At 73.1% G+C, this 17909-nt stretch carries 19 protein-coding genes; 13 read left to right on the forward strand and 6 right to left on the reverse strand.

The features are described from left to right. The first annotated feature begins 1 nt into the window (after nucleotide 1). From LRP67_RS05130 to ccsB, 4 genes are read left to right on the forward strand one after another with little or no spacing between them, the layout of a single operon-like run. Complete coding sequence (locus LRP67_RS05130; RefSeq protein WP_231269111.1) at nucleotides 2-583, forward strand: TlpA disulfide reductase family protein; 582 nt, start codon at nucleotides 2-4, stop codon at nucleotides 581-583. Next, the gene (locus tag LRP67_RS05135; protein WP_231269112.1) at nucleotides 576-1337 is read left to right on the forward strand and encodes a cytochrome c biogenesis CcdA family protein; all 762 of its coding nucleotides are present in this window, start codon (nucleotides 576-578) and stop codon (nucleotides 1335-1337) included. The genes LRP67_RS05130 and LRP67_RS05135 overlap by 8 nt, the downstream gene beginning before the upstream one ends. Next, nucleotides 1334-2917, forward strand: coding sequence for a cytochrome c biogenesis protein ResB (locus LRP67_RS05140; RefSeq protein WP_231269113.1), 1584 nt, complete (start codon nucleotides 1334-1336; stop codon nucleotides 2915-2917). Before LRP67_RS05135 ends, LRP67_RS05140 begins: the two co-directional genes overlap by 4 nt. Continuing rightward, nucleotides 2914-3888 carry a c-type cytochrome biogenesis protein CcsB gene (gene ccsB / locus LRP67_RS05145; protein WP_231269114.1) on the forward strand — a complete coding sequence of 325 codons (975 nt, stop codon included), beginning with the start codon at nucleotides 2914-2916 and terminating at the stop codon, nucleotides 3886-3888. Before LRP67_RS05140 ends, ccsB begins: the two co-directional genes overlap by 4 nt. A 97-nt stretch (nucleotides 3889-3985) precedes the next feature. Here the strand turns inward: ccsB and LRP67_RS05150 are convergent, their stop codons facing one another. Continuing rightward, a complete protein-coding gene (locus tag LRP67_RS05150) occupies nucleotides 3986-4198 on the reverse strand; it encodes a hypothetical protein (protein WP_231241626.1) in 213 nt (70 codons plus the stop codon). 54 nt (nucleotides 4199-4252) lie between these two features. On the opposite strand from LRP67_RS05150, the gene LRP67_RS05155 reads away from it, so the two are divergent. Then, nucleotides 4253-4537 carry a DUF4229 domain-containing protein gene (locus tag LRP67_RS05155; RefSeq protein ID WP_231269115.1) on the forward strand — a complete coding sequence of 95 codons (285 nt, stop codon included), beginning with the start codon at nucleotides 4253-4255 and terminating at the stop codon, nucleotides 4535-4537. Between the two features lie 13 nt (nucleotides 4538-4550). Here the strand turns inward: LRP67_RS05155 and LRP67_RS21300 are convergent, their stop codons facing one another. Then, nucleotides 4551-4685, reverse strand: a complete 135-nt coding sequence (locus LRP67_RS21300) for a hypothetical protein (RefSeq protein WP_269211149.1) — start codon at nucleotides 4683-4685, stop codon at nucleotides 4551-4553. Between the two features lie 157 nt (nucleotides 4686-4842). Further along, nucleotides 4843-5718, reverse strand: coding sequence for a 1,4-dihydroxy-2-naphthoate polyprenyltransferase (locus tag LRP67_RS05160; RefSeq protein ID WP_231269116.1), 876 nt, complete (start codon nucleotides 5716-5718; stop codon nucleotides 4843-4845). Nucleotides 5719-5818: 100 nt separating this feature from the next. Between LRP67_RS05160 and LRP67_RS05165 the strand changes: the two genes are divergently transcribed. From LRP67_RS05165 to LRP67_RS05190, 6 genes are all read left to right on the forward strand, one after another. Then, a complete protein-coding gene (locus LRP67_RS05165) occupies nucleotides 5819-6796 on the forward strand; it encodes an AMP-binding protein (protein ID WP_231269117.1) in 978 nt (325 codons plus the stop codon). Beyond that, entirely contained in the window at nucleotides 6793-7752 is a 960-nt protein-coding gene (locus LRP67_RS05170; RefSeq protein WP_231269118.1) for an o-succinylbenzoate synthase, read from the forward strand. The genes LRP67_RS05165 and LRP67_RS05170 overlap by 4 nt, the downstream gene beginning before the upstream one ends. After that, complete coding sequence (gene menD / locus LRP67_RS05175; RefSeq protein ID WP_231269119.1) at nucleotides 7749-9320, forward strand: 2-succinyl-5-enolpyruvyl-6-hydroxy-3-cyclohexene-1-carboxylic-acid synthase; 1572 nt, start codon at nucleotides 7749-7751, stop codon at nucleotides 9318-9320. The genes LRP67_RS05170 and menD overlap by 4 nt, the downstream gene beginning before the upstream one ends. A gap of 106 nt (nucleotides 9321-9426) precedes the next feature. Next, on the forward strand, nucleotides 9427-9936 hold the full coding sequence (locus LRP67_RS05180; protein ID WP_231269120.1) for a hypothetical protein: 510 nt from the start codon (nucleotides 9427-9429) through the stop codon (nucleotides 9934-9936). Nucleotides 9937-9975: 39 nt separating this feature from the next. After that, nucleotides 9976-11856 (forward strand): Na+/H+ antiporter NhaA, encoded by a 1881-nt coding sequence (gene nhaA, locus LRP67_RS05185; protein WP_231269121.1) that lies wholly within the window; start codon nucleotides 9976-9978, stop codon nucleotides 11854-11856. 2 nt (nucleotides 11857-11858) lie between these two features. Beyond that, nucleotides 11859-13739, forward strand: coding sequence for a cation:proton antiporter (locus LRP67_RS05190; protein WP_231269122.1), 1881 nt, complete (start codon nucleotides 11859-11861; stop codon nucleotides 13737-13739). 1 nt (nucleotide 13740) lies between these two features. On the opposite strand, the gene LRP67_RS05195 is transcribed toward LRP67_RS05190, so the two are convergent. Further along, nucleotides 13741-14241 carry a GNAT family N-acetyltransferase gene (locus LRP67_RS05195; protein ID WP_231269123.1) on the reverse strand — a complete coding sequence of 167 codons (501 nt, stop codon included), beginning with the start codon at nucleotides 14239-14241 and terminating at the stop codon, nucleotides 13741-13743. A gap of 27 nt (nucleotides 14242-14268) precedes the next feature. On the opposite strand from LRP67_RS05195, the gene LRP67_RS05200 reads away from it, so the two are divergent. Beyond that, nucleotides 14269-14901, forward strand: a complete 633-nt coding sequence (locus LRP67_RS05200; protein ID WP_231269124.1) for an MBL fold metallo-hydrolase — start codon at nucleotides 14269-14271, stop codon at nucleotides 14899-14901. Between the two features lie 31 nt (nucleotides 14902-14932). Here the strand turns inward: LRP67_RS05200 and LRP67_RS05205 are convergent, their stop codons facing one another. Further along, a complete protein-coding gene (locus LRP67_RS05205; RefSeq protein WP_231269125.1) occupies nucleotides 14933-16207 on the reverse strand; it encodes an isochorismate synthase MenF in 1275 nt (424 codons plus the stop codon). 58 nt (nucleotides 16208-16265) lie between these two features. Between LRP67_RS05205 and LRP67_RS05210 the strand changes: the two genes are divergently transcribed. Then, nucleotides 16266-16883, forward strand: a complete 618-nt coding sequence (locus tag LRP67_RS05210) for a hypothetical protein (protein ID WP_231269126.1) — start codon at nucleotides 16266-16268, stop codon at nucleotides 16881-16883. 7 nt (nucleotides 16884-16890) lie between these two features. On the opposite strand, the gene LRP67_RS05215 is transcribed toward LRP67_RS05210, so the two are convergent. Further along, nucleotides 16891-17766, reverse strand: a complete 876-nt coding sequence (locus LRP67_RS05215; protein WP_231269127.1) for a L,D-transpeptidase family protein — start codon at nucleotides 17764-17766, stop codon at nucleotides 16891-16893. Nucleotides 17767-17909 lie beyond the last annotated feature (143 nt).

The raw sequence follows: 17909 nt of genomic DNA on the forward strand, positions 1-17909 counted from the left end.
CATGTCCTCGCTTCGCCGCATCGCCGCACCGCTCCTCGTCACCCTGCTGACGGCGGGGCTGACCGCCGGCTGCTCGGGACTGCAGGGGACCGGTGACGGCGACTACGTGCCGGGAGCCAAGGGCAACAACGTGGCCGAGGTGGCCGTCGAGGAGCGGGAGTCGCCGATCGAGCTGTCGGGGACGACGCTCGACGGTGAGGAGCTCGCCCTCGACGACCTGCGCGGCGAGGTGGTCGTCGTCAACGTCTGGTGGTCCCAGTGCGCTCCCTGTCGCAGCGAGATGCCGATGCTGGTCGAGGCGTCCGAGGAGCTGGACGCGACGTTCGTCGGCATCAACATCCGCAACAGCAGCGAGGCGGAGGCGCGGACCTTCGAGACCAAGTACGGCGTCACCTACCCCTCCATCCACGACCCCGGCAGCGAGACCCTGCTCGCCTTCGGCACTCGCTACTTCCCGCGCTCGATGCCCAGCACGGTCGTCCTGGACCGCGAGGGCCGCGTGGCGTCGCTCGTCAGCGGGCCCATCCCGTCACGCACCACGCTCGAGGCCCTGGTCGAGGGAGCCGCGGCCGCCGATGGGTGACTGGTTCCAGGAGCAGGCCGCCGGCGGCTCGCTCGCCCTCGCCCTGCCGGTCGCCCTGGTGGCCGGGCTGGTCTCCTTCTTCTCGCCGTGCGTGATCCCGCTGCTGCCCGGCTACCTCTCCTATGCCACGGGCCTGTCCGGCGCGGACCTCGCCTCGGGTGAGGGCGACTCGCGTCGCGGGCGGATGGTGCTCGGCTCCGTGCTGTTCGTGCTCGGGTTCGCCGCCGTCTTCGTGGCGATCGGGACGGCGATCGGGTCGGTCGGCTACTGGCTGCGGACCTGGCAGGACGAGATCACGATCGGCCTCGGCATCCTCACCATCCTGTTCGGCCTGGCCTTCGCCGGGCTGGTGCCGTTCCTGCAGCGCGAGTGGCGCGTCCACCGGGTGCCGGCCGTCGGGCTGGCGGCGGCCCCGCTGCTCGGCGTGCTGTTCGGCCTCGGCTGGACGCCGTGCATCGGCCCGACGCTCGGGGCCATCAGCGCGCTGTCGTTCAACGAGGCCACCGCCGGGCGGGGCGCGCTGCTCTCGGGCGTCTACGCGCTCGGGCTCGGGATCCCGTTCGTCGTCGTGGGGCTGCTCTACAGCCGGGCGCTGGGCGCGATCGCGTTCGTACGCCGCCACCAGGCCTGGGTGACCCGCATCGGCGGGCTGATGCTGGTCGCGGTCGGCGTCCTGCTCGTGACGGGCTGGTGGGACACGGCGGTCACGTGGGTGCAGAGCGAGCTCTACAGCGACTTCGAGGTGGGCGTGTGACCACGACCCTGCCCCCCAAGGCGCCCGAGCGGCGCTCCGGCGAGCTCACCCCCCGCGAGCTCGGCCGTTGGCTGTGGCGCCAGCTCACCTCCATGCGGACGGCGCTGATCCTGCTGCTGCTGCTGGCGCTCGCGGCGGTGCCGGGCTCGATCATCCCGCAGGAGGGCGTCGACTCCTCGAAGACGGCGCGCTGGCAGGACGAGCACCCGACGCTCACCCCCATCTACGAGCGGCTCCAGCTGTTCTCGGTCTACGACTCCGCGTGGTTCTCGGCCATCTACCTGCTGCTCATGATCTCCCTGGTGGGCTGCATCATCCCGCGCACCTTCGTCTACCTGCGCGCGATCCGGGCCGCTCCGCCCGCGGCGCCGCGCAACCTGACCCGGCTGCCCGACCACACGTCGTACGACACCCACGCGCCGGTCGACCAGGTGCTGGACCGCGCGCGGGCGGCGCTGAAGAAGCGCGGCTACCGGCTCCGGCCGGCCGAGCCGGGGACCGATGCGGTCAGCGCCGAGCGCGGCTACCTCCGCGAGGTCGGCAACCTGCTCTTCCACCTGTCGGTGGTGGTCGTGCTGGTCGCGTTCGCAGCCGGCTCACTGTTCGGCTTCCGCGGCGGCGCGATCATCGTCGAGGGCTCGACCTTCACCAACACCCTCACCCAGTACGACGACTTCGAGCCCGGACAGCTCTTCTCGGCCGACCAGATGGACCCGTTCGTCTTCACCTTCGACGACTTCGACGTCGAGTGGCAGAACACCCCTCGGCGCGGCGTGCTGGCGCGCGCGTTCAAGGCGGGGCTGACCTACCGCGAGTCGCCGACGGCCGAGGAGAAGACCTACGACCTGCGGGTCAACCACCCGCTCAGCGTCGGCGACACCGACGTCTTCCTGATCGGTCACGGGTACGCGCCGGTCATCACCGTCAAGGACGGCAACGGCGAGGAGGTGTTCAGCGGGCCGGTGCCGTTCCTGCCGCAGGACCAGTCGTTCCTGTCGTTCGGCGTGGTCAAGGTCCCCGACTCGCCGACCGGGCAGATCGGGCTGGAGGGGCTGTTCTACCCCACCTTCCAGCTGATCGACGGCAACCCCGCGACGATCTACCCCAACGACGCCAACCCGCTGATCTCGATGCAGGTCTACACCGGGGACCTGGGTCTCGACTCGGGGCCGCAGTCGGTCTACGACCTCGACAAGGACGCAGCCCAGCAGGTCCTGAACGACGAGGGGAAGCCGCTGCGGCTCGACCTCGGCCTCGGTGAGACCGCGACCCTGCCCGACGGGCTCGGGACCGTGACCTTCGACGAGGTGCGGCCCTGGACGCGCATCCAGTTCAGTCAGAGCCCGGGCAAGGAGGTCGCGCTCGCCGGCGTCGTCCTCGCGCTGGTCGGGCTGCTCGGGTCGCTGTTCATCCGACCGCGTCGGGTCTGGGTTCGCGCCCGTCGCGAGGGGGCTGTCACGATGGTGGAGGTCGCGGCGCTCGACCGCTCCGGTGGCGGGGACGTGGTCCCGGTGCTCGAGGAGCTGGTCGCGGACCTGCAGACCGCCGTACCGCACGACGAGGAGAAGGCCGACACATGACCGACGCAGCGTGGGAGAACCTCAGCGACCAGGCCGTCGCGGTAGCCGGGATCGTCTACTTCCTGGCCCTGCTGGCGCACCTGGTGGAGTGGGCGTCGCTGCGCGAGCCCGCGCCGGCGCGCGCGTCCGCAGGTGCCGCGTCCGAGGGCGCCGTCGCCGTCGAGACCGGGCCGGACCGCGCCGCGGACCGGGAGCGCCGGGTCGCCATGTTCGGCCGCCTGGGGCTGCTGCTCACCGGGTTGGCCGGCGCCGTGCACTTCGTGGCGCTGCTGGCCCGCGGCCTCGCGGCCGACCCCAACCGGGTCCCGTGGGGCAACATGTACGAGTTCACGGTGTCCGGCACCTTCGTGGTGACGGTGATGTACCTGGTGCTCTACCGCCGCTTCGCCCTGGCCTGGATGGCGCCGATCGTGACCGCGTTCGTCCTCAGCACGCTGATGGTCTCGGTGATCTGGCTGCACAGCGAGGTCACCCCGCTGACCGAGGCGCTCAACTCCTACTGGCTGGTGATCCACGTGGTCTCGGCCGTGATCGCCACCGGCGCGTTCACGCTCGGCGGCATCCTGTCGGCGGCGTACCTGGTCAAGGACCGGCGCGGCGAGGCCACCTCCGGTCCGCTCGCGCGGGTGCCGTCGCTGCCGACGCTGGACCGGGTGTCGTACCGGATCCACGCCTTCGCGTTCCCGGTGTGGACCTTCGCGGTCCTCATCACCGGTCCCATCTGGGCGCACGAGGCGTGGTCGTCGTACTGGAACTGGGACCCCAAGGAGGTCTGGGCGTTCATCACCTGGGTCGTCTACGCCGCCTACCTGCACGCCCGCTCCACCGCGGGCTGGAAGGGCCGCAACGCCGCGATCCTCGCCCTCGTCGGCGTCGCCACCTTGTGGTTCAACTTCATCGGGATCAACTTCTTCTCCACCACCAGCCAGCACTCGTACGCCGAGATCGTCACGGTGGTGGCGCGGCCCTGAGGCTGGCAGGTTTACCAGCAGATGCTGAAAAACCTGACGTTCTGGGGGGAAATAACGGCCCAGAACGTCAGGGAAAGGCCCAGAAGCTGCGGTGCCGTTAGGCGTCCGGGTCCTCCGGGTGGCGTCGCTTGCGGTCGAGATCGCGCAGGAAGTCCTCGTCGTCGTCGGGTCCGATCACCCGAGGGGGCGCGGCCGGCGGCCGGCGACGGGGCAGGGTCGGCCGGGTGCCTGCGCCGCGTTGCTGGGCAAGCCGGGTGACGAGGTAGACCGCCACAGCGAAGATCGCCACGACGAGCAGGAACTTGAGCACGCCTCAAGAGTAGGCCCCGCCTGGTCACGCAGGGCCACGAACTACCCTGGAGACGTGAAGGAATTCCTCGTCTACACCGGTCTGCGCCTCGCCCTGTTCCTCGGATCGTTCGCTTTGGTCTTCGGCATCTGGTTCGCGGTCTCCGACGAGGTCCCGATCGTCTGGGCCGTCGTCATGGCGTTCATCATCAGCGGCGTCGGGTCTTACTTCCTCCTCAGCGTGCCGCGCGAGGCGTTCGCCCGCCGGGTCGAGACGCGCGCCAACGTGGCCAGTGCGCGGTTCGAGGAGATGCGTACCAAGGAGGACGCCGACGACCTGCCCTCCTCCGACCAGCCCTAGGTCGGGCGAGCGGTCAGCGCTTGCGGCGGTTGAGCTGCCGGTTGACCCGGCCCTCGGACTGGCCCAGGATCCGCGCCAGCAGCGGCACGCGCATCCGGTAGGCCACGACGCCGACGACGATCAGGGCGACCAGGATCAGGAACCACATGCCTGAAGCGTACGCCGCACCCGGCGCCGGCTGCCCATCACTGCTCGACGCGCCAGCAGGCACGCGGAGCTTCTGGGGAGATCCCTGTCCTTCTGGGGCGAAATAACCGCCCAGAAGGACAGGGTTATCAGCATCTGCTGATAACCCTGCTCAGCCGCTACCCACCCACGACGAGCGCGGCGGCGACGAGGGCGGCCCAGAGGAGCTCGGAGAGGCCGACCTGCTGGATGGCGGGGATGAGGGCGGGGCCCTCGGCGCCGGCGAGGACGGTGCGTAGGGCGGGCAGCACGATGGGCAGGAAGGCCAGGCCGACCAGGGCCCACCAGGTGGTGGCGGCGGCGACGGCCACGACGGCGGCCGCGGCGGCGAGGACGAGCAGCGCGAAGAGGCCGCGAGTGCGGGCCGCACCGAGACGTACGGCGAGCGTGCGCTTGCCGGCCACGGTGTCGCTCGGGATATCGCGCAGGTTGTTGACGACCAGGATCGCGCACGCGAGTGCGCCCACGCCCACGCCGGCGTACAGCGCGGCCCAGTGCCACCTCTCGGTCTGGACGTACGTCGTCCCGACCACGGCGACCAGCCCGAAGAACACGAACACCATGACCTCGCCGAGGCCGAGGTAGCCGTAGGGGGTCTTGCCGCCGGTGTAGTACCAGGCGGCCATGACCGCGACGGCGCCCACGGCGAGCAGCCACCAGGCGGTGGTCGCGGCGAGCGCCAGACCGGCGGCACCGGCCACGCCGAAGGCGAGGAAGGCGGCACGCTTCACGGCGCCCGGGGAGGCCGCGCCGGAGCCGACCAGCCGCATCGGGCCAACCCGCTCGTCGTCGGTGCCGCGGATGCCGTCGGAGTAGTCGTTGGCGTAGTTGACCGCGACCTGCAGTGCGAGGCTCACCACCAGGGCGAGCAGCGCCTTCCACCACACCAGCGCGTCGTCGTACGCCGCCACGCCGGTGCCGGCGAGGACGGGCGAGACGGCAGCGGGGAGGGTGCGGGGCCGCGCGCCGGCGAGCCACTGAGCGGGAGTTGCCACGAGCAGTGATTCAACCTCAGGGCGCGCCGGGTCGGCGCGGCGGGAGTGGGAGGCCGACGTGGCTGCGGGTGCCGGATCACATCCGACTACCGTCGTGCGCATGGACAACGGTGAGTCGGGCTTCGCCGCGCTCCGCCGCTGGCTGGAGGCTCCGGGCGAGCCGGATCCCTGGGTCGTCGAGACCTCCGGGTCGACCGGGCGCCCCAAGCGGGTGCTGCTGTCGCGGCGCGCGGTGCTGGCCTCCGTCGACGCGAGCGCGCGCCGCGTGGGCGCCACCGGCCGCTGGGTGCTGACCCTGCCGCCGACGTACGTCGCGGGGCTCCAGGTCGTCTGCCGCTCGCTCGTCGCCGGTTTCGAGCCGGTGGTCGGCGCAGACTGGCCGCGCGAGGGGACGTGGTTCACCTCGATGGTGCCCACCCAGCTGCACCGGGCGCTGGAGGATCCCGACCAGGTCGCCGCGCTGCGCACCTGCCACACGGTCCTGCTGGGCGGCGGCCCGATCGACCCGGCACTGCGCCGTCGGGCCGAGGGCGAGGGCGTGCACCTGGTCGCGACCTACGGTGCCGCGGAGACCGCCGGCGGCTGCGTGTACGACGGGCTGCCCCTGGACGGCGTGGCGGTGGCGCTCGGCGAGGGCGGCCGGATCCGGATCGGCGGGCCCACGCTCTTCGACGGCTACGAGGGCGACCCCGAGCTGACCGAGCAGACGCTCGTCGCCGGCTGGTACCTCACCAACGACGCCGGCCGCCTCGATGAGGACGGGCGCCTGCAGGTGCTCGGCCGGCTCGACGACATGCTGATCAGCGGCGGCGTCAACGTGCCTGCGGCCGCGGTCGCCGCGCGCCTGCGCGAGCACCCCGACGTCGCCGCGGCCGAGGTGCTCGGCGTCCCCGACGACGAGTGGGGGACCCGGGTGGTGGCCTTCGTGGCCGGCTCCCTGTCGCTGCAGGAGGCGCGCGACTTCGTGGCCGAGCGGCACCCGCGCTCGTGGGCGCCGCGCCAGCTCGTCGTCCTCGACGCGCTGCCGCTGCTGGCCAACGGCAAGCCCGACCGGCTGACGCTGCAGGACCTCGCATGAGCGCCGTCGAGGTCTTCAGCATCCCGATGCGGACCCGCTTCCGCGGGATCACCCTCCGGGAGGGGCTGCTGCTGCGCGGCGCCGCCGGGTGGGGGGAGTGGAGCCCGTTCCTGGAGTACGACGCCGAGGTGGCCGAGCCGTGGCTGCGCTGCGCCGAGGAGGCCGCGGCGGGAGACTGGCCGGCGCCCGTGCGCGACCGGGTCCCGGTCAACGTGACCGTCCCGGCCGTCGGGCCCGAGCAGGCCCACGCGATCGTGCGCGCCGGCGGGTGCGCGACCGCGAAGGTGAAGGTCGCCGAGCCGGGCCAGTCCCTGGGCGACGACCAGGCACGGGTCGAGGCGGTGCGCGACGCCCTGGGAGCCGGGGGCGCCGTGCGCGTCGACGCCAACGGCGGCTGGTCGGTCGACGACGCGGTCGCCGCGGTCGCCGCGCTGGACCGCGCCGCGGGTGGGCTGGAGTACGTCGAGCAGCCGGTCGCGAGCGTCGAGGACCTGGCCGCCGTGCGCCGCCGCGTGGGCGTGCCCGTCGCTGCCGACGAGTCGATCCGTCGGGCCGCCGACCCCTACCGCGTGCGCGACCTCGAGGCCGCGGACATCGCCGTGCTCAAGGTGCAGCCGCTCGGCGGGGTGCGCGCCTGCCTGCGGATCGCCGAGGACATCGGGCTGCCCGTCGTGGTGTCGTCCGCCCTGGAGACCTCGGTCGGCATCGCCGCGGGCGTGGCGCTCGCTGCCGCGCTGCCCGAGCTGCCCTACGCCTGCGGGCTCGCGACCGTGCAGATGTTCACGCGCGACGTGGTGGACGACTCGCTGCTGCCGGTCGAGGGTGCGCTCCGGGTCGGGGTGCCGCCCGTGGACGAGGCGCTGCTGGCGGCCGTCGCCGCTGCGCCGGACCGGGTGGCGCACTGGGAGGCCCGGCTGGCCGAGGTCCGGGCGCTGCGGCAGGATCGTCGCTCGTGACCAACCCGTCGACCGAGCTCGCCCGCGGCGTCCTCACCGCCTTGCTGGACGCGGGGGTCACCGAGATCGTCGTGGCGCCCGGCTCGCGCAACGCGCCGCTGTCGTTCGCCGCACTCGCCGCGGCCGACGGGGAGATGGTGCGGCTGCACACCCGCATCGACGAGCGCAGCGCCGGCTTCCTGGCCGTCGGCCTGACCCGCAGCCACGCGCGCGCAGCCGTGATCTGCACCTCGGGCACCGCCGTCGCGAACCTGCATCCCGCCGTGCTGGAGGCGGCCCACGCGGGGCTGCCTCTGGTGGTCGTCACGGCCGACCGGCCGGCCCGCCTGCGCGGCACCGACGCCAACCAGACGACCGACCAGGTCGGGGTCTTCGGGCGCCTGGTGTCGACGCTCGACGTCACGGCCGCGGGCGACGTCGTGCTCCACGAGGCCGGGCCCACCCACCTCAACGTCCAGCTCGACGACCCGCTCGTCCCCGACGACGACGCCTGGGGCCCGGCGAGCCCCGGGTGGCAGATCTCCCGGACCGGCGCCGAGGCGAGCGCGCTGCCGCTCGGTCCCCGCACCGTGGTGGTGGCCGGGGACGACGCGGCGCAGGCGGCCCGCCAGCTCGCCGAGGCGGCCGGCTGGCCGCTGCTGGCCGAGCCGACCAGCGGCTCCCGCACCGGCGAGCACGCCCTGCGCTGCTACCGGCTGCTGCTCGGCACCGAGCTCGGGCGCCGCATCGAGCGGGTCGTCGTCTTCGGGCGCCCCACCCTCTCGCGCCCGGTAAGCCGGCTCCTGGGCCGCCAGGACGTCGAGGTGTGCTCGGTCCCGGCGCGGGGGGTCTGGGCCGAGCGGCCCTACGAGGTGGCGCACACCGCCGCCGCGTTCACGGTCCCCGGCCAGGACGGCACGGGCTGGCTCGAGGAGTGGCGGGCCGCCGACCGCGACGTGTCCCGCCGCCTCGACGCCCTGCTGGCCGCCGAGCCGGACCTCACGCCGTACGAGGTGGCGGGGGCGGTCAGCCGGGCGCTGCCGCCCGGAGGGCAGCTCGTCGTGGGTGCGTCGAGCCCGATCCGCGACCTGGACCTGATGGTGCGCCCCTACCCGGTCGGCAGCCGGCGCAAGACGATCGCCAACCGCGGCCTGTCGGGCATCGACGGTGTGGTGTCGACGGCGATCGGCGCGGCGCTGGGCCGCGACTCCGACGCCCCGACCTTCGCGCTGATGGGCGACGTGACATTCCTGCACGACAGCAACGGGCTGGTCCTCGGCCCCCAGGAGCCCCGCCCGGACCTGACGATCGTGGTCGTCAACGACGACGGTGGGTCGATCTTCTCGATGCTCGAGCAGGGCGCGCCGGAGCACGCGGCCGGCTTCGAGCGGCTGTTCGGCACCCCGCACGGCGTCGACCTCGCGGCCCTGTGCGCCGCCAGCCGCACGCCGTTCCTGCGCGTCGAGAGCCTGCCGGAGCTCGAGCAGGCCCTGGCCTCGCCGAACGGCGGGATCGAGGTGGTCGAGGTGCGCGTGCGACGCGACAACCGCCGCGACCTCGACGCCCGGATCCGAGCACTCACCGCCTGAGGGTGCTTCCGGTCTCCTCCTGGGCCCCCTGCCGCAGAGCGCCCGCCCTCGCTACTCTGGACGCTCTCGGGTTTCCCAGCCGCTCGTCCAGGATCTGGTGCCCTCCATGCCCACTCGTCTGACTCGGCCGGCCGTCACGGCGGTGGCCCTGCTCCTGCTCGCCGGCTGCGGCGGCGCGGGGGGCGACGACGGCGGCGCCGGGCCGAACCCGGCGTCGGGCGCGGCGGCGGCGCTGAGTGCGCCCAAGGCCTCGCCGAGTGCGCCGGCGCAGGACATCGCGGCCTATCGAGCCGCGCTCGAGCAGCTGGAGGCGGACGTCGACCACTTCACGTCGGCGTACTCGACCGCGCTCGGGGCCGACGACCACGCCGCGGTCGTGAAGGCCGCCCAGGGGCTGGGCGGGGCGATCGCCGAGTTCGACGCGGCGGTCCGGGGCCTGGACCTGAGCGCCGTACAGCCGTTGGTGGACCGGCTGCTGCGGCTGGACGCGCAGTTCGTGGCGATGCTGGCGGAGGTGCCGGGCGCGCCTACGGGCGCCAAGGCGGCCCGGATCGTGGAGATGCTGCCGTTCCAGGACTTCGTCGTCGCCTACGAGGCCGTGGCCGACGCACTCTGAGCCCTCGGCGGCGCACGTGGGTGCCGATAGGCTGGCGGCGTGGTCGCCTCGCAGACTCCCTGCAGCGACGGGGACTTGGAGGAGGAGCGTCAGGTCGCTCACCCGTTGCGGGCCTTCATCCGCACCGAGTCGGGCAGCGCCGGGATCCTCGTGGTCGCTGCCCTCGTCGCCCTGGTCTGGGCCAACTCGCCGTGGTCGGGCTCCTACGAGGGGCTCTGGCACAAGACGGTGTCGGTGGCCTTCGGGTCCAGCGGGATCTCCATGGACCTGCACCACTGGGTCAACGACGGCCTCATGGTGGTCTTCTTCTTCGTCATCGGCCTCGAGGTGCGCCGCGAGCTCTCGCTCGGCGAGCTCACCGACCGTCGTCGCGTGACCGTGCCGCTCGTGGCCGGCGTCATCGGCATGCTGGTCCCCGCCGCGCTCTTCCTTGCGCTGAACCCCTCCGGCGAGGCCGCCCGAGGCTGGGGCATCGTGATCGGGACCGACACGGCATTCCTGCTCGGGGTCCTCGCCCTGGTGGGTCCGGCGGTCTCGACCCAGCTCCGGATCTTCCTGCTGACGCTGACCGTCATCGACGACATCGTGGCCGTCAGCGTGATCGGCCTGGTCTACTCCGAGTCCCTCGACACGGTGCCGCTCACGGTGGCGGCGGTCTGCCTGGTCCTGCTCGCGGTGCTCGCGCGCGTCGGTGAGTGGCGCGCCGCACCGTACGTCGTCGTGGTACTCGTGCTGTGGCTGGCCACCCTCGAGTCCGGGCTGCACGCCTCCATCGCCGGCATGCTGGCCGGCCTGCTGATTCCCGCCCTTGAGCCCTCGCGCGGGCTGGTCGACACCGCCGCGTCGCAGTTCCGCGCCTTCCGGCAGTCGCCGATGCCCGAGGTGCAGCGCCTGGCGCGCCAGGGCCTGACCCGGGTGATCTCGGTCAACGAGCGGCTGCAGGAGGGCCTGCACGGCTTCACCAGCTACGTCGTCGTCCCGGTCTTCGCGCTCGCCAACGCCGGGGTCGATCTCCGCGACGGCGTCCTTGGCGACGCGCTGCGGTCCTCGCTGACGTGGGGCGTCGTCGTCGGCCTCGTCGTCGGCAAGACCGTCGGCATCGGCCTGGGGGCCCTCGGGTCGGTGCGGCTCGGGCTCGGGCGGCTGCCCCAGGGGGTGGGCACCGGTCACGTCATCGCGGGTGGCGCGCTGTCGGGGATCGGGTTCACCGTCTCGTTGCTGATCGTCGGTCTCGCGCTCGACACCGAGGCGCTGCGGGCCCAGGCGACGGTGGGCGTGCTGCTGGCGGCAGTACTCGCGAGCGCCGCAGGCTGGCTGCTCTTCCGCTTCGCCGCGCGGTTCCTCGGGCAGCACGACGCCGCGCTGCCCCGCGTCCTGAGCGACCCCGTCGACCCCGGCCACGATCACATCCGCGGCCCCGTGGACGCCGACCTCACACTGGTGGAGTACCTCGACTTCGAGTGCTCGTTCTGCGCCAAGGCCACCGGGGCGGCCGAGGAGGTGCGCCGGCACTTCGGCGACCGGCTGCGCTACGTCGCCCGCCACCTGCCCCTGGCCGTGCACCCCCACGCCGAGTTGGCGGCCATGGCCGCCGAGGCGGCGGGCGCCCAGGGCCGTTACTGGGACATGCACGACCTGCTCTTCCGGCGGCAGGACGAGCTCGAGCTCCAGGACCTGATCGGCTACGCCGCCGACCTGGGCCTCGACGTCGAGCGGTTCGTGCGTGACCTGGAGTCGGAGCGGCTGGCCGAGCACATCCGCCGCGACGTGACCAGCGCGGACGCCAGCGGGGTCCGGGGCACTCCCACCTTCTTCGTCGGCGACCTGCGGGTCCTCGGCCCGCACGACGCCCGATCGCTGATCCAGGAGCTCGAGGGCCTGGGCCGGCGCCCGACCGACCCGACGCACGCGGACCGCTGACCATGGAGATCGCCTTCTTCCTGGTCGCCCTCGCCGTGACGGTGCTGGCGGTCACGCCCCTGTCCGAGCGGGTCGACCTGCCGCCGCCGCTGGTCCTGATCGCCGTCGGCGTCGCGGCGTCGTACGTGCCCGGCATGCCGGAGGTCCACCTGGGGGCCGAGGTGGTCCTCCTGGGGCTGCTGCCGCCGCTGCTCTACGCCACCGCCATCCAGACGTCCCTGGTCGACTTCAACGCCAACCGCCGCACGATCCTCCTGCTGTCGGTGGGCCTGGTGGTGTTCACGACGGCCGGCATCGCAGCGGTGGTGCACTCACTGATCCCGGGCATCGGGTGGCCCGCGGCGTTCGCCATCGGCGCCGTCGTCGCGCCGCCCGACGCGGTGGCGGCCACCGCGATCGCTCGCCGGATCGGGCTGCCGCGGCGCATCGTCACCGTCCTGGAGGGCGAGTCCCTGCTCAACGACGCCACCGCGCTCGTGGCTCTGCGCACGGCGCTCGCGGCCGGCGGCCTCGGGGCTTCCGCCCACGGCGAGGGCATCAGCACCTGGGGGGTGGCCGCCGACTTCGCCGTGGCCGCCGGCGGTGGCGTCGCCATCGGGGTCGGCTTCTTCCTGGTCGTCGCCGGCCTGCGCAAGCAGATCACCGACCCGATCCTGGACACCGCGATCTCCCTGGTGGTGCCGTTCGCGGCGTTCGTGGCCTCGGAGCGGGTCCACGCCTCCGGCGTGATCGCGGTGGTCGTCGCGGGTCTCCTGCTCGGTCACAAGGCGCCGATCGTGCAGACCGCCCAGTCGCGCATCGCCGAGCGCGTCAACTGGCGCACGATCGCGTTCCTCCTCGAGAACGCGGTGTTCCTGCTGATCGGCCTGCAGGCGGAGTGGCTCCTGCGCGACGTGGGGCGCAGTGACCTGTCGACGGAGCGGATCGTGGCGGTGTGCGCCGCGACCCTGGTCGGGGTCATCGTCCTGCGCATGGTGTGGGTCTTCGTCACCCGCTACCTCCTGGTCCGGCCCGGGCCGGACCTGGTCACCGGCAGGGTGCCGCCCTGGTCGTTCACGGTCGTCCTCGGCTGGGCCGGCATGCGCGGTGTCGTCACCCTGGCCGCGGCGTTCCTCATCCCTGCAGAGGCCGAGCACCGCGAGGTCCTGCTGCTCATCGCGTTCACCGTCGTGGCCGGCACGCTGTTCATCCAGGGGCTCTCGCTGCCCTGGCTGGCCCGGTGGCTCGAGGTGCCCGCGCCGGACCCGACCGACGACGCGCTCGCCCGGGCCACCCTGCTCCAGCAGGCCTCCAAGGCGGGCTTCGAGCAGCTCCAGAAGATGGAGTACGACGACCCGCACCACGTCGTGGATCTCATCCGCCAGCGCATCGACCAGCGCAACTTCGCGGCGTGGGAGCGGCTCGGCACCACCGCAGACCAGGAGAGCCCGAGCGACCTGTACGCGCGCATCCGCCTCGACATGATCGAGGCGGAGCGCCGCCGGGTCCTGGAGATCCGCTCCTCCGGCACGGTCGCCTCCGACGTCGTCGCCGACGTGCTCGCGCTGCTCGACGTCGAGGAGTCGATGCTCGACAACGCCACTCAGGAGCGGGAGAACATCCGCGCCACGGCGGGGCGCCGTATGGGCGAGCAGTGCGAGCACCTGCGGTCGACGTCGGTGGTGCCGACCCCGGCCGACCCCCAGTGCGCGCGCTGCCTGCAGGACGGCACCCGGTGGGTGGCCCTGCGCCAGTGCCTCACCTGCGGCACGGTCGGCTGCTGCGACTCCTCTCCCGGGCAGCACGCCACCGAGCACTTCCATGAGACCTCTCACCCGGTGATGCAGTCCGCCGAGCCCGGCGAGGACTGGCGGTGGTGCTACGTGCACCACCTCACCGCGTAGATCAGGTGCCCGCGCGGACCATCCGCACGTGCCGCCCCTCGTCGTGCTCGTCCTCGGTCCCATCGAGGCGGAAGCCCTGCCGCTCGTAGAAGGCGATGGCCCGGGTGTTGCCGGCGAGCACCCACAGGTACGCCGCTCGGTCGCCGACCGCCTCCTCGAACAGCACGTACCCGACGCCGGTGCCCCACCACTCCTTGCGCACGTACAGCGCCTTCAGCTCGAGCTCGATGTCCACGTCGTTGTCGCGGCCCGGTCCGGCGGAGACGAAGCCGATCAGCCCGTCGGGCCCGACGGCGAGCAGCGTGGGTGTGGGCCCGCCCTCCTCGAGGATCGCGCGCCACCGGGCCACCCGCTCGTCGACCGTCGTACGCCGCTCGTCGAGGATCGGCTGCGGCATGAGGCCGGTGTAGGCGTCGTCCCAGACGTCGAGATGCAGGTGAGCGAGGGCCTCCGCGTCGGACGGGGTGGCGGGGCGGACGACGACGTCGGAGGGCAAGGGCACGAGACCCAGCCTAGATAGGGTCGGACCATGCGGATCACGAAGTTCGGACATGCCTGTGTGCGGATCGAGCACGAGGGCGAGGTCGTCGTGCTGGACCCCGGCGTGTTCACCGACGCCGAGGCCGTCGACGGGGCGAGCGCCATCCTCATCACCCACGAGCACCCCGACCACTACTTCCCCGACCACCTGCGGGCCAGCGACGCACCCGTCTTCACGATCGAGGCGGTCGCGGCGCGGCTGCGCGAGGACGCCCCGGACCTGGCCGAGCGGCTGACGGTCGTCGCGCCCGGAGAGGTCTTCGACGCCGGGCTGCCGGTGCGCGCCGTGGGGGAGCTGCACGCGGTGATCCACGAGGACTACCCGCGCATCCACAACAGCGGCTACCTGCTGAGCGTGGGCGAGGCGACCGTCTACCACCCCGGCGACGCCCTGACCGTGCCCGACGGCGCCGTCGACCTGCTGCTGGCCCCGGCCTCCGCGCCGTGGCTCAAGCTGAGCGAGGCCGTCGACTTCGTCCGCGCCGTCGGCGCCCCGCGCAGCCTGGCCATCCACGACCGGGTCTACTCCGAGGTCGGCCTCGGGATGGTCGAGCAGCACATGGGCAACCTGCTCGGCGACAGCCAGGAGTTCCTCCGGCTCGCCGACGGCGCCGACCTGTAGCGCCGTCCCGAGGGGAGCCGGGAATCGTCCGTCAGCCCCCGGCGAGCGCGTCGCGGACGGGCACGAACTTGGCCTGGGCCTCGGCGAGCTCGGCGGCGGGGTCGGAGTCGGCGACGATGCCGCAGCCGGCGAAGAGCCGGACGGTGTCGCCGACGACCTCGGCGGAGCGCAGGGCGATGCCCCACTCGCCGTCGCCGTTGGCGTCCATCCAACCCACCGGGCCGGCGTAGCGCCCGCGGGCCATGCCCTCGATCTCACCGATGAGGTCGGTCGCGACGCTCGTCGGCGTGCCGCCCACCGCCGCCGAGGGGTGCAAGGACTCCGCGAGCTGCAGCGACGAGACGGTCGCGGCGTCGTGCACCACGCCGTTGACGTCGGTGGCCAGGTGCATGACGTTCGGCAGGTGCAGCACGAACGGCGCCTCCGGGACGTTCATGGACGAGCAGTGCGGCTCCAGCGCGTCGGCGACCGAGCGGACGGCGTACTCGTGCTCCTCGAGGTCCTTCGAGGACCGGGCCAAGGTGGCGGCGAGCGCGAGGTCGCGCTCGTCGTCGCCGGTACGCCGGATGGTGCCGGCCAGGACCCGGGAGGTGACCAGGCCGCGCTCGCGGCGCACCAGCATCTCCGGGGTGGCGCCGAACATGCCGTCGACGTGGAAGGTCCAGCACATGGGGTAGGACTCGGTCAGGCGGTGCACCGGCCAACGCACGTCGATCGGCCCGTCCGCGCGCACGACCAGGTCGCGGGCGAGCACCACCTTCTCGAGGTCGCCGGCGTTGATCCGGGCGACCGCGTCGGCGACGACCGACATCCATTCCTCGCCGTTGAGCGCACCGTCGGCGAAGGAGACGGCGATCGGCGGCAGGGGCGGCGGCTCGGCCGGCCCGACGGCGGGGACGGCCACGGATGCGCCCGTCGTGGAGATCGTGGTGAGCCACGCGCGGTCGCCGCGACGGCCGACGACCACCCGCGGGGCGACGAGCACCGAGTCGCCGGGCACGTCGTCGAACGCGAAGGACCCGAAGCACACCGGACCGGTGCCGGGCTCCCCGACGTCGTCGACGACGTCGGCGCGCGCGATGGTCTCGCTCCACCACTTGTCGGCGTCGGAGAAGCGGGTCGGTCCGCTGGAGCGCACCACCGCGGCCTCGCCCCAGCCGACGAGCCCGTCCCCGCGCCGCAGCCACGCCACCGGGTGGTCGGAGGGCAGCAGGGAGGCAAGGGAGGTCGCCGAGGACAGGTCGAGGGGGACTGTGCGCGCGACCAGCGACGGTGGGGGACCCGTCGGGGCAGCAGGGCTTGTCACGCGGTCGAGACTACCCAGCGGCTGGCCGCAGCGGGCACCACGTGGGTAACGTCACCGGGTGACCGCCTCCCCCCGCACCGCCCGTCCCTTCGTCGTGGGCTCCCTCGTCGGCCTCGTGATCCTGGCGCTCCTGGTGGCGTTCGCGGTGCTGCTGCCGAAGGCGACCGCGGGTCCGGTGGACCTGCCGGAGACGCTGCCCGGGGGACTGCGCGCCGTCGAGCTGGAGGCCGACGACGTGGAGGGCGAGAACGCCGACGCGGCCACGGACCTCGCCGAGCGCCAGCGCGGCATCAACGAGTCGGGCGCCGAGCTGCTGGAGGAGCTGTTCGACGCACCCGCGCAGATCCGCACCTACCAGGACGAGAGTCTCGAGACCCAGGTCACGATCACGGTGGTGGAGCAGCCGGCCGGCCCGTTCCTGCCCAACGGCCCGCCGTTCGATCCGTCCTACGTCAACTTCGAGCGCAACATCACCGACCTGGTGAGCGCCGGCGACGGCGTCTGCGCGCGCTACTACGAGCAGCCGGTCCCGGAGGGCCAGGAGATCCCCGACGAGGGCGATGCGCCGGCGGCGATCCAGTGCCAGGTGGGCTCCGGCAACGCGACGTACCAGCTCTACGGCCGGGGCCTGGACGCCGACGAGGCCGTCGAGCTGCTCGACGGGCTCGCCGACTAGGTGGCGGTCAGGACCGGTAGACGACGACCTCGTCCCCGACGCGCACCTGGTCGTAGAGCCACGCCACCCCGTCGTGGTCACGGATATTGACGCATCCGTGGGAGGCGCCGTCGTAGCCCACGGCGGCGAAGTCCGGTGAGTAGTGCACGGCCTGGCCGCGCGAGAAGAACATGGCGAACGGCATCGAGGTCTCGTACAGGCTCGAGACGTGGTCGCGGCTCTTGTAGGTGACCTGGAAGAGCCCCTCGCGGGTCGGGGTCGCCGCGCCGCCGAACCGCGCGTCCATCGTCTTGAGCACCCGGCCGTCGACGACCCAGCGCAGCGTGCTGCTGGTCTTGTCGATGCAGAGCACCCGGCCGGTCAAGCAGCGCCGGTCCAGCGCGCCGGGGGTGTTGCCGCCGAGCTGGTTGGCGAGCTCGGCCGCCGTCGGCGAGGTGGTCATGGCGTGCAGGCGACCCAGCGTGCGGCGGTCCACCTCGCCGGTCACCGGGATCTCGCGCTTGGCCTGGAAGCCGCGGACGGCGGCCACCGTGACGTTGCCGTAGAAGCCGGTCACGTCGCCCTCGAACCAGTCGATCTGCCGCAGCCGGGCCTGCAGGTCGCGCACCCGGTCGCCCTCGTCGCCGCTGCCCAGCAGCCGCGGGCCGGGTCGCAGCGCGGGCGGTTCGGGCGTGACCTCGGGCTTGGGGGACGGGGCCGGCGACTCCGGTGACGGCGCCGGATCGCGGGGTGCCGGCTCGTGGGGCGCCTGGGCCGGTCGCTCCAGCGGGGCAGTCGAGCGTGGCGCCTCGGCGGAGCGGCTCGCCCACCCCACGCCGAGGGCGGCACCGGACAGCAGGGCGGCGGCGGCGACGATCATCACGAGGCGGCGGGCGAACAACATGGCGGGGCCTTTGCGATCTGGTGGGTGGGTACTCAGATGACGCCACGCCGGCCGCACTGGTTGCCAGGCGCGGCCGACAATCGCCGGTTGTGACCAACCCGTTACCGCCTGCGGGCCGACGGCGGTCCCCCCGTACGCTCTGC

Origin of the sequence: Nocardioides sp. cx-169, assembly GCF_021083605.1 — a bacterium.
Lineage (GTDB): Bacteria > Actinomycetota > Actinomycetes > Propionibacteriales > Nocardioidaceae > Nocardioides.